Origin of the sequence: Pseudomonas sp. Tri1 (assembly GCF_017968885.1) — a bacterium.
Classification (GTDB): domain Bacteria; phylum Pseudomonadota; class Gammaproteobacteria; order Pseudomonadales; family Pseudomonadaceae; genus Aquipseudomonas.
In genome coordinates this window covers 395,981-410,269 of the sequence record NZ_CP072913.1, presented here as the reverse complement: position 1 = coordinate 410,269, position 14,289 = coordinate 395,981, and the positions used below count along the sequence as shown (strand labels likewise).

Genomic DNA, 14,289 nt, shown 5'->3' with positions numbered 1-14,289 from the left:
TCCGTCACCCTCGCCTTTTGGGCGATGGATGCCTTGGCACGCTGGCGGTTTTCGATCAATTCAAATTCGGTAAAGCGTTGTGCAACACGGTTGGGTCTTTAAGCAGCGCGGCGGCGCTGGCGATGTCCGGCGCCAGCCAGCGGTCCTGGTCGTAGGCCGGAACGCGCTCACGCAGCAGTTTCCAGGCGATATCGGTGCCAGCACCGAAGTGCTGCGCCTTGAGAAATTCAAAGGCCTGGGCCGCCAGCAAGTATTCAATGGCGAGGATCTGCGTGCAGTTTTCCAGCGCTCGATGCAGCTTCAGGGCGGCGTTGGTGCCCATGCTCAAGTGATCTTCCTGCAGCCCTGAAGTGACGAAATTGTCGAGCACCGCCGGTTGCGCCAGTTGGCGATTTTCCGCGCACAGCGAAGCGGCGACATACTGCACGATCATCATCCCCGAATTCACGCCAGGGTTGGCCACCAGAAAGGCCGGCAGGCCACTGACGTGGGGGTTGATCAAGCGGTCGAGGCGGCGCTCGGCGATGGAGCCGATCTCGGCCATGGCAATCGCCAGCAGGTCCGCCGCCAACGCCACCGATTGGCCGTGAGGGTTGGCCTGGGACATGACCCGGAAGTTTTCCGGCGTACCCAGTAACAGCGGGTTATCGGTGGTGGCGTTGAGTTCGGTTTCGATCTGTTTACGGGCATGCTCCAACTGATCGCGAGCGGCACCGTGCACTTGGGGGATCGAGCGGATGCTCAGGGCATCCTGAGTGCGAATGCCCAGGCTCGAGGCGATGACTTCACTGCCGTCGAGCAAGGCCCGCAAATTGACCCCGACCTGCTGCATGCCTGGGTGCGGCTTGAGGGCGATGATCTCGGCATCGAACGCGGCGATCTGTCCGCGCTGGGCCTCGAAGCTCATGGCACCGATCACATCGGCCCATTGCACCAGCCGCGTTGCATCGGCCAGGGCCAGGCAACTGAGGCCGGTCATGCACGGCGTGCCGTTGACCAGGCACAGACCGTCCTTGGCCCCCAGTTGCACCGGTTGCAAGCCCTCTGCGGCCAGGGCCTGTTGCGCCGGGACTATTTGCCCACGATAGCTGACATTGCCAACGCCCAGCAGCGCGATGCTGATATGGGCCATGTGGGTCAGGTAACCCACCGAACCCTGGGACGGCACTTGCGGCGTGATCCCGCGATTGAGCAGCGCCAGCAAAGCTTCGACCACCCGGCGGTGAATGCCGGATTTTCCGTGGCTGTAATTGAGGATGGCGGCGCAGAGAATCGCCCGGGTTTGCTCATCGGAAAGCGGCGTGCCCACGCCACAGGCATGGCTGAGCAGGGTGTTGCGTGACAGTTGGCTGAGTTGTTCGTCCTTGAGCGAGACATTGCACAAGGCCCCCAGGCCGGTGTTGACGCCGTAGGCCCGCTCGCCACTTACGACGATGCGCTGGACGATGGCCTGGGCATTGTCGATCCGCGCCCAGGCCTGGGCCGACAGCTCAAGCACAGCACCGAAGCGGGCGACAGCGACCACATCCTGCCAACGCAACGGGGCATCGGCGATTACGATTTTTTCAGCCTGGGACATCTTCAACCTCGTGCTTACAACTTGAACATTGATGCAGCTTTGCCGGCCCTATCGCGAGCAAGCTCGCTCCCACAGGGATTTCCTTTGGACACAGAGTTTGTGAACAGGAGAGATCCCATTGTGGGAGCGAGCTTGCTCGCGATGGGGCCAGCCCAGCCACCACAAATTCCTCAAACCACCGCCGCACGCCGCTGCACAAACCGATCGACATACTCATCCGCCGGCGAGTGCAGGATCTCCCGGGGTGTGCCGACCTGGATCAGCTTGCCGTCCTTGAGAATCGCAATGCGGTTGCCGATACGCACGGCCTCGTCGAGGTCGTGGGTGATGAACACGATGGTCTTGTGCAGGGTCTTTTGCAGCTCCAGCAACTGGTCCTGCATTTCCGCGCGGATCAGCGGGTCGAGGGCGCTGAAGGCCTCGTCCATCAGGATGATGTCGGTGTCCGCCGCCAAGGCGCGGGCCAGGCCCACGCGCTGGCGCATGCCACCGGAGAGCTGGTGCGGGTATTTGTTCTCGTAGCCCTTCAGGCCCACGGTGTTGATCCAGTGCAGCGCCCGCTCGGCGCACACCTGCTTGCTCTCGCCGCGCACTTTCAAGCCATAGGCGACGTTGTCCAGCACGCTCTTGTGGGGCAACAGGCCGAAGCTCTGGAACACCATGCTGATCTTGTGCCGGCGAAATTCGCGCAGGGCGTCCATGTCCAGTTGCAGGATGTCTTCACCGTCCACCAGGATCGCGCCGCTGGTGGGGTCGATCAGCCGGTTGAAGTGCCGCACCAGGGTGGACTTGCCGGAGCCGGACAGGCCCATGATCACGAAGATCTCGCCAGTGCCGATACTCAGCGACAGGTCGTTCACGCCGACCACGCAACCGGTTTCGGCCAGTACCTGGTCCTTGGTCTTGTTTTGGCGGATCAGCTCCAGGGCTTCCTTGGAGCGATTGCCGAAAATCTTGAAGACGTTCTTGACTTCGATCTTGCTGATGGCTGCGTTGCTCATTTGCTCACCTCATGCCGAGGACGACCATAGGCCTGGGTAATGCGGTCGATGACCACGGCGAGAATCACGATTGCCAGCCCCGCTTCGAGGCCGCGTCCGACGTTGAGGGTCTGGATGCCAACCAGCACATCTTCACCCAGGCCTCGGGCGCCGATCATCGAAGCGATGACGACCATCGACAGGGCCATCATGGTGGTCTGGTTGATCCCGGCCATGATGCTTGGCAGGGCCAGGGGCAGTTGCACGCCGAACAGCTGTTGCCAACGGTTGGCGCCGAAGGCGTTGATGGCTTCCATGACTTCGCCGTCCACCTGGCGGATGCCCAGGTCGGTCAAGCGAATCAGTGGCGGCGCAGCGTAGATCACCGTGGCGAAAATCGCCGGGACCTTGCCCAGGCCAAACAGCATCAACACCGGAATCAGGTACACGAAACTCGGCATGGTCTGCATGATGTCCAGCAATGGCATCAGCACCGAACGCAGGCGATTGCTGCGCGCCGAAAGAATGCCCAGCGGAATGCCGATCAATACCGAGATCAGCGTCGCCACCAGCATCAGGGCGAGGGTCTGCATCAGTTTGTCCCACAGGCCCACCGCGCCCACCAGAAACAGCAGGCCGACGATCACTGCCGTGGCCACGACCTTGCGGGTGGCATGCCAGGCAATGCCGCCAACGATGGCCAGCATCAGCCACCAGGGCGCCATGCGCAGCAGGCCTTCGAGGTTGACGATGGCCCACAGCAAGGTGTCGGAGATGTGCCGGAACACATCGCCATAGTTGGTCACCAGGGAGTCGACCCAACCGTTGACCCAGTCGGCGATGGAGAAGGTAAAGCTTTCGGGAAACATAAGAGACTCTCGATCAAGTGGATGCAGTGAACGTCCCGGCCAGCCCTAGGGTTGGCCGGGGGTATTCGACCTACAGAGCCGCGTCGATTTTCTTGGCAGCGTCTTCACTGACCCAGGCGTGCCAGACTTCAGGATGTTCCTTCAGGAAGATCTTCGCCAGTTTCGGCGACTCGATCCGCTCCTTGGCCATACGGCCGAGGTTCTGGTTCAGGATGTCGATCGGCAGGTTGACCTTTTCCAGCACTGCCACCAGTTCCGGAGCTTCGTCGTGGAAGGTCTTGGACAGGCCGACCTTGATGCTCACGCTTTTATCCACGCCGGGTTTTTCTTCCAGTTTCACCAGGTCCACCTGGCCCATCAGCGGCGTCGGCGACCAGTAGTAGAACAGGATCGGCTCGCCACGCTTGTAGCTCGACAGCACCGCCGCATCCAAGGCCGGGCCGGTGCCAGGGCGGAAGTTGGTGTAGGTTTTTTCCAGGCCATAGCTTTTCAGCATTTCGCTGTTGTCCAGCTCACAGGTCCAACCGGCCGGGCAGTTGTAGAAACGGCCCTTGGATGGTTCTTCCGGGTCCTTGAACACGGCGGCGTACTGGCCCAGGTCAGCGATGTTCTTCAGGCCTGGAGCCTTGGCTTGGAGCTTGCGCTTGGCGTCGCCTTCAATCACGTAGCGCGGCACATACCAACCTTCGATGGCGCCCACCACCGGCGCACCTACGCCGACCACCTTGCCGGCCTTCTCGGCCTTGTTCCAGACTTCGCTGCGGCCGACCCACTCCTCGGCAAACACCTGGATGTCGTTGCTGCTCAGGGCGTTCTCCATGGTGATGGAGTTGCCTGGCAGGCTGTCGGTCTTGCAGTCGTAGCCTTTTTCCAGCACCACTTGCAGGACGTCGGTCAGCAGCATGGCGCTTTCCCAGTTCAGGCCGGCGAACTTCACCGGTTTGCCCGACTCGCACCAACCCGCCGCTTGTGTGGCGCCAGCGCTGGCCAGCAGGCCCATGGAAAGCAACGTGGTCAGCAGGGTCTTGTTCGATTTCATTGTGTGACGCTCCTAATCAGTGAATTGGCTTACGGCAGTCAAGAGGCATCCAGCCCTGTCAACGTCCCATCAGACCGCTTGGAGGCGGCCCGCCCTGCTCGGTTGTGCGTCAACCGCGTCCTGCTCGATCGGCAGGATCAATTGATCGGGTACAGCGCTATGCCACTTCTTGGCGGCGACGTAATACAGCCCCGCCGGGACCACCAGACCGATGATCCAGGAAATATCCACACCCCCCATCGCTTCCACCAACGGACCGGTATAGAACTTGGTGGCAATGAACGGCAGTTGAACCAGTACACCGAAGACATAGACGCTGATACCAAGGGCATTCCAACGACCGTAGCGACCGTTCGGGTCCGCCAGTGCCGGCACGTCATAGCGCTCGCGAGTGATGCAGTAGTAGTCCACCAGGTTGATCGCGCTCCAAGGCGTAAAGAACGCCAGCAAGAACAGGATGAAGGACTTGAACGCACCGAGGAACGAGTGCTGGCCGAGCAGCGCGATCAGAGTCGCGGTGCCGACGATGGCCAGCACGAAGACCAGACGCTGCAAGCGTGTGACGTTCAGGTGACCACGAAAACCGCTGATGATGGTCGCAATGCACATGAAGCTGCCGTAGGAGTTCAGCGTGGAAATGGTGACCTTGCCGAACGCGATGCTGAAGTACAACAGCGCGGCGGTGGCACCGGTACCACCCAGGCCAACGATGTAGGCCACTTCGTGACCCGCAAACTGCCCATTGGCCGAGGCGGCAGCAAACACGCCGAGGATCATCGCCACCTGCGCGCCGATGACTGAGCCGGCGCCTGCGGCAAAAAAGGTTTTCACCGAGGAAGTCTTGCTCGGCAGGTAACGCGAATAGTCAGCCACGTAGGGGCCGAAGGCGATCTGCCAGGATGCCGCGAGCGACACCGCCAGCAGGAAACTGCTCCAGCTGAAATGGCGGATGTTCAGGAGTACGCCAACGTCCGTCTGGCTCATCAGGCGGGCGAACAGGTAAACAAAGGCAATCACACCAATGACGCTGGCGACACGGCCAATGAAGTGAATTACCCGATAACCGAGCACCGTGACCAGCACAATGACACTGGCGAAAATGAGGATGCCAACACTGTCGCTGACGCCAAACAACTGGCCCAGCGCCTGGCCGGAAAGCACGGTTCCGGTTGCGGTGAAACCCAGGTACATCAGGCACACCAGCACGATCGGAATGGCCGCGCCATAAACACCAAACTGCACCCGGCTGGAGATCATCTGCGGCAGGCCGAGCTTGGGCCCTTGCGCGGCATGCAACGCCATGACGCCGCCGCCGAGCAGTTGGCCGATCAGCAAACCGATCAACGACCAGAACACATCACCACCCAGCACCACCGCCAATGCGCCGGTGACAATGGCCGTGATTTGCAGGTTGGCACCCATCCAGAGGGTGAACTGGCTCAACAACCGGCCGTGTCTCTCCACTTCCGGGATGTAGTCGATCGAGCGTTTCTCGATCAACGGCTTGCTGCTTGCGCGTGTGCTACTGACAGCCATGGTTCAACCTCTGTGGATTGCTCTGGAATTCATCCCTGTGGGAGCGAGCTTGCTCGCGATGGCGGTGGGTCGGTACCTGTTGCATCGACTGACACGCCCTCATCGCGAGCAAGCTCGCTCCCACATGGGCTCCGGGGTTACTTGCCGGTGATCATCGGCAGGTTAAGCCCCTGTTCCTTGGCGCAGTCGATAGCGATCTGGTAACCGGCATCGGCATGGCGCATCACGCCAGTGGCCGGGTCGTTGTGCAGCACGCGGGCAATGCGCTCGGCCGCTTCATCGGTACCGTCGCAGACAATCACCATGCCCGAATGCTGGGAGAAGCCCATGCCGACGCCGCCACCGTGGTGCAGCGAAACCCAGGTCGCGCCACTGGCGGTGTTGAGCAAGGCATTGAGCAGCGGCCAGTCGGAGACCGCGTCGGAACCGTCCTGCATGGATTCGGTTTCACGGTTGGGGCTGGCCACGGAGCCGGAGTCCAGGTGATCGCGGCCAATCACGATCGGGGCCGACAATTCGCCGCTGCGCACCATTTCGTTGAACGCCAGGCCCAACTTGGCCCGCAGGCCCAGGCCGACCCAGCAGATACGCGCTGGCAGACCCTGGAAGCTGATGCGCTCACGCGCCATGTCCAGCCAGTTGTGCAGATGAGCGTCGTCGGGAATCAACTCCTTGACCTTGGCATCGGTCTTGTAGATGTCCTGCGGATCACCCGACAGCGCGGCCCAACGGAACGGGCCGATACCGCGGCAGAACAGCGGACGGATGTAGGCCGGTACGAAGCCTGGGAAATCGAAGGCATTCTCGACGCCCTCTTCCTGGGCCATCTGGCGGATGTTGTTGCCGTAGTCGAAGGTCGGCACGCCCATTTTCTGGAAGGCCAGCATGGCTTTTACGTGCACGGCCATCGACTGCTTGGCGGCCTTCACCACGGCGGCGGGTTCGGTCTTGGCGCGGGCACGGTATTGGTCCCAGGTCCAGCCGGCCGGCAGGTAACCGTTGAGGGGGTCGTGGGCACTGGTCTGGTCGGTAACCATGTCCGGGCGCACGCCACGACGGACCATTTCCGGCAGGATTTCGGCAGCGTTCCCACACAGCGCGATGGAAATCGCCTTGCCTTCTGCGGTGTATTTCGCAATACGCGCCAAGGCGTCATCCAGGTCAGTGGCCTGCTCGTCGACGTAGCGGGTCTTGAGGCGGAAATCGATACTCACCTGCTGGCATTCGATGTTCAGCGAGCAAGCACCGGCCAGGGTCGCGGCCAACGGTTGCGCACCGCCCATGCCACCCAGGCCGGCGGTCAGGACCCACTTGCCTTTCAGGTCATCGTTGTAATGCTGGCGACCGGCTTCGACGAAGGTTTCGTAGGTGCCCTGCACGATGCCCTGGCTGCCGATGTAGATCCAGCTGCCGGCGGTCATCTGGCCGTACATGGCCAGGCCCTTGGCGTCGAGTTCGTTGAAGTGTTCCCAACTGGCCCAATGTGGAACCAGATTGGAGTTGGCGATCAGGACGCGAGGTGCATTGCTGTGGGTCTTGAACACGCCGACCGGCTTGCCGGATTGCACCAGCAAAGTTTCGTCGTCATTGAGGTTGGTGAGGCTTTCGACGATCTTGTCATAGCACTCCCAGTTACGCGCCGCGCGGCCAATGCCACCGTAAACCACCAGTTCCTTGGGGTTCTCGGCGACTTCCGGGTCGAGGTTGTTCATCAACATGCGCAGCGGCGCTTCAGTCAGCCAGCTCTTGGCGGTCAGCGTGTTACCGCGAGGGGCGCGAATTTCAACGTCACGGTATTTTTCAGGTTTTTGGGTAGCGTCGGTCACAGCAAAAACTCCTCAGCGATCAATCCATACCAGCCCGGGCAGTGGGCAGCGATTTAGCGAACGTTGCGTTGAATATCGGCGACTCATACGCATACGTCTTTACTTGTATGTACAAGCATATGCAATCAAGCGGCCAACTTCTGAAAGGACGGATCAAGAACGCTTTTGGAATTGGCCTGAAGGCCTTTAGTTGAAGGGTTTGGCAGGCAGATGAAATTTCTGCGGGGTATTTTTGAGATGAGGGAATACCGTCATGAACGCGTGGTATTGCGCCACAGTGGGGCATTCGGTAACAAGTTGGTGCGCGAGGGAAACGGCGAAAGACTTATCTGACGAGGGAATTATCTGTGGTGAGGGAATTTATCCCCTCACCACAGGGGGACAGGGCTGAAGTCAGTGGGCAGTCAGCTCGATCACGCAGCATTGGCCGTGGCTGGAGATGTCCAGCAGCCCGGTGTTACCGCTCAATTGCAAGCAGTCGTAGAGGCCCAGGTTGACGGCGGACTCGCCAATCTCGATCGCCAATCCCGGGGCCGCGCTGAACACCAGCACCGTCCCCGCCTCGCTGAAAAACCGCTGTCGGCCTCCCAACCACTGCAATCGCACGCGGTAACGCTGCGGCGCATAGATCAGGTTGAAGTCACGGATAGGTCCGCCCAGCAACGTGCAATAGACATGGCTCTCGCCGCTGAACGCAAAGGGGTCCAGCGGGTGCAATGGCCGCGTGACTTGACCGTCGACGTTCAGTGTCATGCCATCACCCTGCAAGACGCTGATGATCCGCTCGTAACCGGTGAATGTAGAAAAACCGCCCGACTCAGCGATGTCGGCAATCGACAGACGCCAGCCGAAGCCCTCCAGGCCGGTTCCGGCATCGCGAGTGATTTCCTCGGTGCTGCCGCCGCCATTTTTCCACGGCATGCGTGGATAATCCGCAGCGCGTAAAACCTTCAAGTCACTCATTTATGAAATCGTCCTTCCAGGCGATGACGGGAGCCGGGATGAATCAGGCGCGCGGCCGTCACCGGCTGGCGCCCGGACCAGGTCCGGCGACGGATCAACAGGCATGGCTCGCCCCGCTCGATCTGCAGCAGCTTGCACTCGCTCGGTTCGGCCAGGATCGCTTCGACCACATGTTCGCCTTCAGTCAACGGCGCGACCTGGTTCAGATAGGCGTAGGGGGTTTGCAAGGTAAAGTCCTGCTTGAGATAGTCCGGCGCCACCAGTGCATTAACGAAACGGTCCTCGATTTGCACGGGGATGTCGTTTTCAAAATGCACGATCAACGAGTGGAACACCTTCTGCCCTTCACGCATGTCCAGGGCCAAGGCCCGTTCGGAACCGGCGGCTTCTTCTTCCAGAGTGATGACCTGGCATGTGTGACGATGGCCGCGGGAAGCGATTTCGTCGGCGATGTTATGCACTTCGAACAACGCGGACTGGCTTTTGGGTTCAGCCACAAAGGTGCCGACCCCCTGCATGCGCACCAACAGGCCATCAGCGGTCATCTCCCGCAGGGCCCGGTTGATGGTCATGCGGCTGAAGCCCAACTGGCTGACCAGTTCGCTTTCCGATGGCACGCGGTAATGCGGCGGCCAGTTTCCACTGTCGATCTGCTGGGTGATCATCTGTTTGACGCGGGCGTACAAGGGCGCCGGACTTTCACCCATGTTTGCGGCCAGCGGCGGTTTGGCAGGCGGAGTCGGCACGGCGGTTCCTTGTTCTGCAAATAAGAATGCTAGCTTGCCGGAGTTTACCGGCCAGGCAAACGTCTGTATATGTATATACAAATTACGCACGATGAGGTTGAACCATGTCCGCCTTCTTTGCTGAACGCGCGCTGCTGCCTAGTGGATGGGCCAATGCTGTACGTCTTGAGGTCAGCGCCGAGGGCGTCCTGACTCATGTCCAGGCCGACTCCCACGCAGATGGCGCCGAGCGGCTGGGCGGTCCACTGTTGCCGGGCATGCCGAACCTGCACTCCCACGCCTTCCAACGCGCCATGGCCGGGTTGGCGGAAGTGGCGGGCAATCCCAATGACAGTTTCTGGACCTGGCGCGACTTGATGTACCGCCTTGTCGGAAAGATCAGTCCCGATCAGCTCGGCATCATCGCCCGGCAGCTGTACATCGAAATGCTCAAGGCCGGCTACACCTCGGTCGCCGAATTCCACTATGTGCACCACGACACCGACGGGGCGCCCTATGCCGACCCGGCGGAACTGGCGTTGCGCATCAGCCACGCCGCCACCGCCGCCGGCATCGGCCTGACGCTGCTGCCGGTGCTCTACAGTCATTCCGGTTTTGGCGGCCAGGCGCCCAATGACGGACAGCGTCGTTTCATCAACAGCAGCGAGAACTACCTGAAACTTCAAGCACGCCTGCAGCCGGTCCTGGCCAAACAACCGGCGCAGGCGCTGGGTTTGTGCTTTCACTCCCTGCGCGCCGTGACACCTGGACAAATCCAGGAAGTGCTGGCTGCGAGCGACCGTCAGTGCCCGGTACATATCCACATCGCCGAGCAGCAGAAAGAGGTGGACGATTGCCTGAGCTGGAGCGGCGCTCGTCCGTTGCAATGGCTGTACGAAAACACCGAGGTGGATCAGCGCTGGTGCCTGGTCCACGCGACCCACGCCAACGCTGATGAAGTCAGCCTCATGGCCAAGAGCCGGGCCATCGCCGGCCTGTGCCTGACCACCGAAGCCAACCTGGGCGACGGAATTTTTCCAGCCGTGGACTTCCTCGCACAAGGCGGGCGCCTGGGCATCGGTTCCGACAGTCATGTGTCGCTCAGTGTGGTCGAAGAGTTGCGCTGGTTGGAATATGGCCAGCGCCTGCGGGACCAACGCCGCAACCGCTTGTATCGGGCGGATCAGCCAATGGTCGGTCGTACCTTGTTCGATGCGGCGCTGGAAGGTGGCGCCCAGGCCTTGGGGCAACCGGTCGGTGCTCTCGAAATCGGCAAGCGCGCCGACTGGCTGGTACTCGATGGCAACGATCCGTACCTGGCCACGGCCCATGGTGACGGGATTCTCAATCGCTGGCTGTTTGCCGGCGGGGATCGCCAGGTGCGCGATGTGATGGTTGGCGGACAATGGGTGGTGCGCGACGGACGCCATGCCGGCGAAGAAGAAAGCGCCCAGGCGTTTACCCAGGTGCTGCGCGAACTTTTAGGCTGACGCGGATAAAAAATGTGGGAGCGAGCTTGCTCGCGATGAGGCCTTCTCATTCAACACTGAGGTTGATTGAAAGTCCGTCATCGCGAGCAAGCCCGCTCCCACATTGGTTCTCGGGAGGCAATTAGTCTGAAGTCTTGGCCATCTGTCGATCCGACGCGCGCCAGATCAAGCGTGTCGTATCGTAGCCCTGCTGACGCGCCGTGCTCAGCAGCTCTTCGCGCACAACGCTATTGACGGTCGGCGTACGGGACAGCAGCCACATATAGCGGCGGCTCGGGTCGCCGACGATGGCGGTCTTGTAGTCGTCGCTGACGTACAACACCCAGTACTGCCCTTTCGCCACGCCCGGCACGATCCGTGAAAACCAGTTGTCGAACTCGACCCAGAGCTTGTCGGTCTTGCCCGGCACCTGTGGCGTCGCAGTGCCCTTGGCCTCTTCCCACTGCCAGTCCGAAGTCAGGCAGCGATTGAGCACACCCATATTGCCGTCAGGCTTGAGGGTGTAGTGAGCTTCCGATTGGGCGCAATTGCGCTGGAAATACATGGGCAGGCGGGCCAACTCGTACCAGGTCCCTTGGTAACGCTTGAGGTTGACGCTGTTGACAGTCTTGGGTGCCAACGGGTCTTCGCCAGAAGTGGCACAGCCAGCCAAAACCAGGCCAGCTAAAAACACTAACACTAACCGCATCATTATTTTTCTCCCGCGGGCACTGAGTGACCTGCGTGGTGAGTTCGTCGGCTCAAATTCGAAGGCGAACTTGACTGGCAGAACCGATCACACAGGACACTATCCCCGGTTTACTTCAGGCCTTGGCCGGAAAACATCAACACTTTGTCACCAGCGTACTGCACGCTGATAAAGCTTTTCTGATCGCCCCAGGTGCAACTGGACATGCCGAGCGCGCCTGAACAATCGGTCGGTTTCCCCAGTAACGTTTCGACTTCGGACTTGGGCATGCCAGCCGACAGCTTCGAATAGTTTTCCTGGTTGACCTTGCTGCACGCAGTCAGTACGACGCATACAAACAACAAGGCGATAGATCGCAGCGACATGGTGTAACTCCTGGAACGGAAGGGGGTGGCAGGGTGCCAACCAGAAGCTTAGAAGAGAAAACCCCTATCTGGTTCCCCGACGGCCCCGGTATTTATTGGGCTTCGCCAGGTGTTTCATAGGTGAAACACTCAGTTTGTGACAGCATCGTGCATTTCGTCGGAATGGAATCGCAGACGGCTGATGGGACGGGTTCCTGCGCCGATAAAAAGAAACAGCGCAATCTACTGCGTTATGGCAAATTGACGCCCCGTCCTGACCCGTCTCTCCGCGGTAGTGTTCTTAATGACCAGAAACATGAAATTCAGCCACAAAATACTGCTGGCTGCTGCTCTCGTGGTAGCCGTTGCATTCGCTTGTTTCATCCTGTTCAACGACTATCGGCAGCGCCAAAGCCTGCACGCCAGCACCGAAACCTCCATGCAGGAACTCGGCAACCTGACCAGTCGTAACATCCAGACGTGGGTCGAAGGCCGTATCCAATTGCTGCAATCGCTGGCCCAGCAGATCGCCGTAGACGGCAGCAGCGCCGACAGCCTCAAACGCGCCGTGGGCCTGCCGGCATACACCAGCAATTTTCAGCTCAGCTATTTCGGTGGCACCGACGGCGTGATGTTCTCGGTACCGGCCGGCAATCGCGCCGCCGATTACGACCCCCGCGCCCGTGGCTGGTACAAGGCCGCCAGTAGCGCACAGCAAACCATCGTGACCGAGCCCTACATTGCCGCCTCGTCGGGCAAACTGGTGATCACCGTCGCCACCCCCGTGCAGCACCAGAACCAGATGATCGGCGTGGCCGGTGCAGACATCGACCTGTCCAGCGTCAGCGCCATCATCAACTCGCTGAATTTCGGCGGCCACGGCCATGCGTTCATCGTCAGCGCCGACGGCAAGATCCTCATCCACCCCGACAGCAAGCGCGTACTCAAGACCCTGGCCGAGGCCTACCCCAACGGTGCACCGCAAATCAGCCCGGGCGTCAAAGAGGTCGAGCTCGACGGCAAGACCCAGTTCATCTCCTTCACCCACGTCAATGGTTTGCCGGGGGCCGATTGGTATGTGGCACTGGTGCTCGACAAGGACACCGCCCTGGCGATGCTCAGCGAGTTCCGGACCTCGGCACTGATCGCCATGACCATTGCCGTGGTGTTCATCATCGCCCTACTGGGCATGTTGATCCGCGTGCTGATGCAACCGCTGCTGACCATGGGCCGCGCCATGCATGACATCGCCGAAGGCGAAGGCGACCTGACCCGACGCCTGGTCATCCATGGCCACGATGAGTTCGGCGCCCTGGGTACTTCGTTCAACCGTTTTGTCGAGCGCATCCATACCTCGATCCGTGAGGTAGCCTCGGCCACCGGCCAGGTCAATGAAGTCGCCCTGCGCGTGGTCAGTGCGTCCAACTCGTCGATGTTCAACTCCGACCAGCAGGCGTCGCGCACCAGCAGCGTAGCCGCAGCCATCAACCAACTCGGCGCCGCCGCCCAGGAAATCGCCCAGAACGCCGCCCTCGCTTCGCAGCACTCCAGCGATGCCCGCAGCCTGGCTGAAGACGGCCAGCACGTGGTGGATAAAACCATCGCCGCCATGCAGCAGTTGTCAGCCAAGATCAGCGATTCATGCGGCAACATCGAAACCCTGAACAGCAACACGGTGAACATCGGCCAGATCCTGGAGGTGATCACCAGCATTTCCCAGCAGACCAACCTGCTCGCCCTGAATGCCGCCATCGAAGCCGCCCGGGCCGGTGAAGCCGGACGCGGCTTCGCGGTGGTGGCCGATGAAGTGCGCAACCTCGCCCACCGCACCCAGGATTCGGCGCAGCAAGTGCAGAAGATGATCGAAGAACTGCAAGTCGGCGCCCGGGAAGCGGTGCTGACCATGACCGACAGCCAGCGCCAGAGCGAAAGCAGCGTCGGCATCGCCAACCAGGCCGGCGAACGCCTGGGCAGCGTGACCCAGCGCATCGGTGAAATCGACGGCATGAACCAGTCCGTGGCCACCGCCACCGAAGAACAGACCGCCGTGGTGGAATCGATCAATGTCGACATCACCGAGATCAACACGCTGAACCAGGAAGGCGTGGAAAACCTGCAGGCTACCTTGCGCGCCTGTGCTGACCTGGAACAGCAGGCGGCGCGGTTGAAGCAGTTGGTAGGCAGCTTCCGAATCTAGCGCCTGGACTGGCCCCATCGCGAGCAAGCTCGCTCCCACATTGAACCGAGCCT

At 60.7% G+C, this 14,289-nt stretch carries 12 protein-coding genes; 2 read left to right on the top strand and 10 right to left on the bottom strand.

What is annotated here, in order from left to right:
- Positions 1 to 55 precede the first annotated feature (55 nt).
- The 8 genes from hutH to hutC form a co-directional block, all read right to left on the bottom strand.
- Positions 56 to 1,579, bottom strand: a complete 1,524-nt coding sequence (gene hutH, locus J9870_RS01805; RefSeq protein ID WP_210642438.1) for a histidine ammonia-lyase — start codon at positions 1,577 to 1,579, stop codon at positions 56 to 58.
- 170 nt (positions 1,580 to 1,749) lie between these two features.
- The gene (locus J9870_RS01800) at positions 1,750 to 2,580 is read right to left on the bottom strand and encodes a glycine betaine/L-proline ABC transporter ATP-binding protein (RefSeq protein ID WP_050586211.1); all 831 of its coding nucleotides are present in this window, start codon (positions 2,578 to 2,580) and stop codon (positions 1,750 to 1,752) included.
- Positions 2,577 to 3,428: a proline/glycine betaine ABC transporter permease gene (locus J9870_RS01795; protein ID WP_003196893.1), complete on the bottom strand. Its 852-nt coding sequence runs from the start codon at positions 3,426 to 3,428 to the stop codon at positions 2,577 to 2,579. The genes J9870_RS01800 and J9870_RS01795 overlap by 4 nt, the downstream gene beginning before the upstream one ends.
- Before the next feature lie 70 nt (positions 3,429 to 3,498).
- Positions 3,499 to 4,467, bottom strand: a complete 969-nt coding sequence (locus J9870_RS01790; RefSeq protein WP_210642437.1) for an ABC transporter substrate-binding protein — start codon at positions 4,465 to 4,467, stop codon at positions 3,499 to 3,501.
- 69 nt (positions 4,468 to 4,536) lie between these two features.
- A complete protein-coding gene (locus J9870_RS01785; protein WP_210642436.1) occupies positions 4,537 to 6,003 on the bottom strand; it encodes a cytosine permease in 1,467 nt (488 codons plus the stop codon).
- Positions 6,004 to 6,140: 137 nt separating this feature from the next.
- Complete coding sequence (hutU, locus tag J9870_RS01780; RefSeq protein ID WP_210642435.1) at positions 6,141 to 7,829, bottom strand: urocanate hydratase; 1,689 nt, start codon at positions 7,827 to 7,829, stop codon at positions 6,141 to 6,143.
- A gap of 393 nt (positions 7,830 to 8,222) precedes the next feature.
- Entirely contained in the window at positions 8,223 to 8,792 is a 570-nt protein-coding gene (locus J9870_RS01775; RefSeq protein WP_210642434.1) for a HutD family protein, read from the bottom strand.
- Positions 8,789 to 9,499, bottom strand: coding sequence for a histidine utilization repressor (gene hutC, locus J9870_RS01770; protein WP_210645068.1), 711 nt, complete (start codon positions 9,497 to 9,499; stop codon positions 8,789 to 8,791). Before hutC ends, J9870_RS01775 begins: the two co-directional genes overlap by 4 nt.
- A 143-nt stretch (positions 9,500 to 9,642) precedes the next feature.
- Here hutC and J9870_RS01765 point away from each other — a divergent pair, with 143 nt between their 5' ends.
- Entirely contained in the window at positions 9,643 to 11,007 is a 1,365-nt protein-coding gene (locus tag J9870_RS01765; protein ID WP_210642433.1) for a formimidoylglutamate deiminase, read from the top strand.
- A 121-nt stretch (positions 11,008 to 11,128) separates the two neighbouring features.
- Here the strand turns inward: J9870_RS01765 and J9870_RS01760 are convergent, their stop codons facing one another.
- Both J9870_RS01760 and J9870_RS01755 read right to left on the bottom strand, forming a co-directional pair.
- Positions 11,129 to 11,698, bottom strand: a complete 570-nt coding sequence (locus tag J9870_RS01760) for a lipocalin family protein (protein ID WP_210642432.1) — start codon at positions 11,696 to 11,698, stop codon at positions 11,129 to 11,131.
- 107 nt (positions 11,699 to 11,805) lie between these two features.
- On the bottom strand, positions 11,806 to 12,060 hold the full coding sequence (locus tag J9870_RS01755) for a hypothetical protein (protein ID WP_003196877.1): 255 nt from the start codon (positions 12,058 to 12,060) through the stop codon (positions 11,806 to 11,808).
- A gap of 283 nt (positions 12,061 to 12,343) precedes the next feature.
- On the opposite strand from J9870_RS01755, the gene J9870_RS01750 reads away from it, so the two are divergent.
- Positions 12,344 to 14,236: a methyl-accepting chemotaxis protein gene (locus J9870_RS01750; protein ID WP_210642431.1), complete on the top strand. Its 1,893-nt coding sequence runs from the start codon at positions 12,344 to 12,346 to the stop codon at positions 14,234 to 14,236.
- The last annotated feature ends 53 nt before the right edge of the window (positions 14,237 to 14,289 follow it).

What these genes read in the sequence shown, in the direction of transcription:
- hutH (WP_210642438.1), bottom strand. Translation starts at nt 1,579, where the DNA reads ATGTCCCAGGCTGAAAAAATCGTAATCGCCGATGCCCCGTTGCGTTGG.
- J9870_RS01800 (WP_050586211.1), bottom strand. Translation starts at nt 2,580, where the DNA reads ATGAGCAACGCAGCCATCAGCAAGATCGAAGTCAAGAACGTCTTCAAG.
- J9870_RS01795 (WP_003196893.1), bottom strand. Translation starts at nt 3,428, where the DNA reads ATGTTTCCCGAAAGCTTTACCTTCTCCATCGCCGACTGGGTCAACGGT.
- J9870_RS01790 (WP_210642437.1), bottom strand. Translation starts at nt 4,467, where the DNA reads ATGAAATCGAACAAGACCCTGCTGACCACGTTGCTTTCCATGGGCCTG.
- J9870_RS01785 (WP_210642436.1), bottom strand. Translation starts at nt 6,003, where the DNA reads ATGGCTGTCAGTAGCACACGCGCAAGCAGCAAGCCGTTGATCGAGAAA.
- J9870_RS01775 (WP_210642434.1), bottom strand. Translation starts at nt 8,792, where the DNA reads ATGAGTGACTTGAAGGTTTTACGCGCTGCGGATTATCCACGCATGCCG.
- hutC (WP_210645068.1), bottom strand. Translation starts at nt 9,499, where the DNA reads ATGGGTGAAAGTCCGGCGCCCTTGTACGCCCGCGTCAAACAGATGATC.
- J9870_RS01765 (WP_210642433.1), top strand. Translation starts at nt 9,643, where the DNA reads ATGTCCGCCTTCTTTGCTGAACGCGCGCTGCTGCCTAGTGGATGGGCC.
- J9870_RS01760 (WP_210642432.1), bottom strand. Translation starts at nt 11,698, where the DNA reads ATGATGCGGTTAGTGTTAGTGTTTTTAGCTGGCCTGGTTTTGGCTGGC.
- J9870_RS01755 (WP_003196877.1), bottom strand. Translation starts at nt 12,060, where the DNA reads ATGTCGCTGCGATCTATCGCCTTGTTGTTTGTATGCGTCGTACTGACT.
- J9870_RS01750 (WP_210642431.1), top strand. Translation starts at nt 12,344, where the DNA reads ATGACCAGAAACATGAAATTCAGCCACAAAATACTGCTGGCTGCTGCT.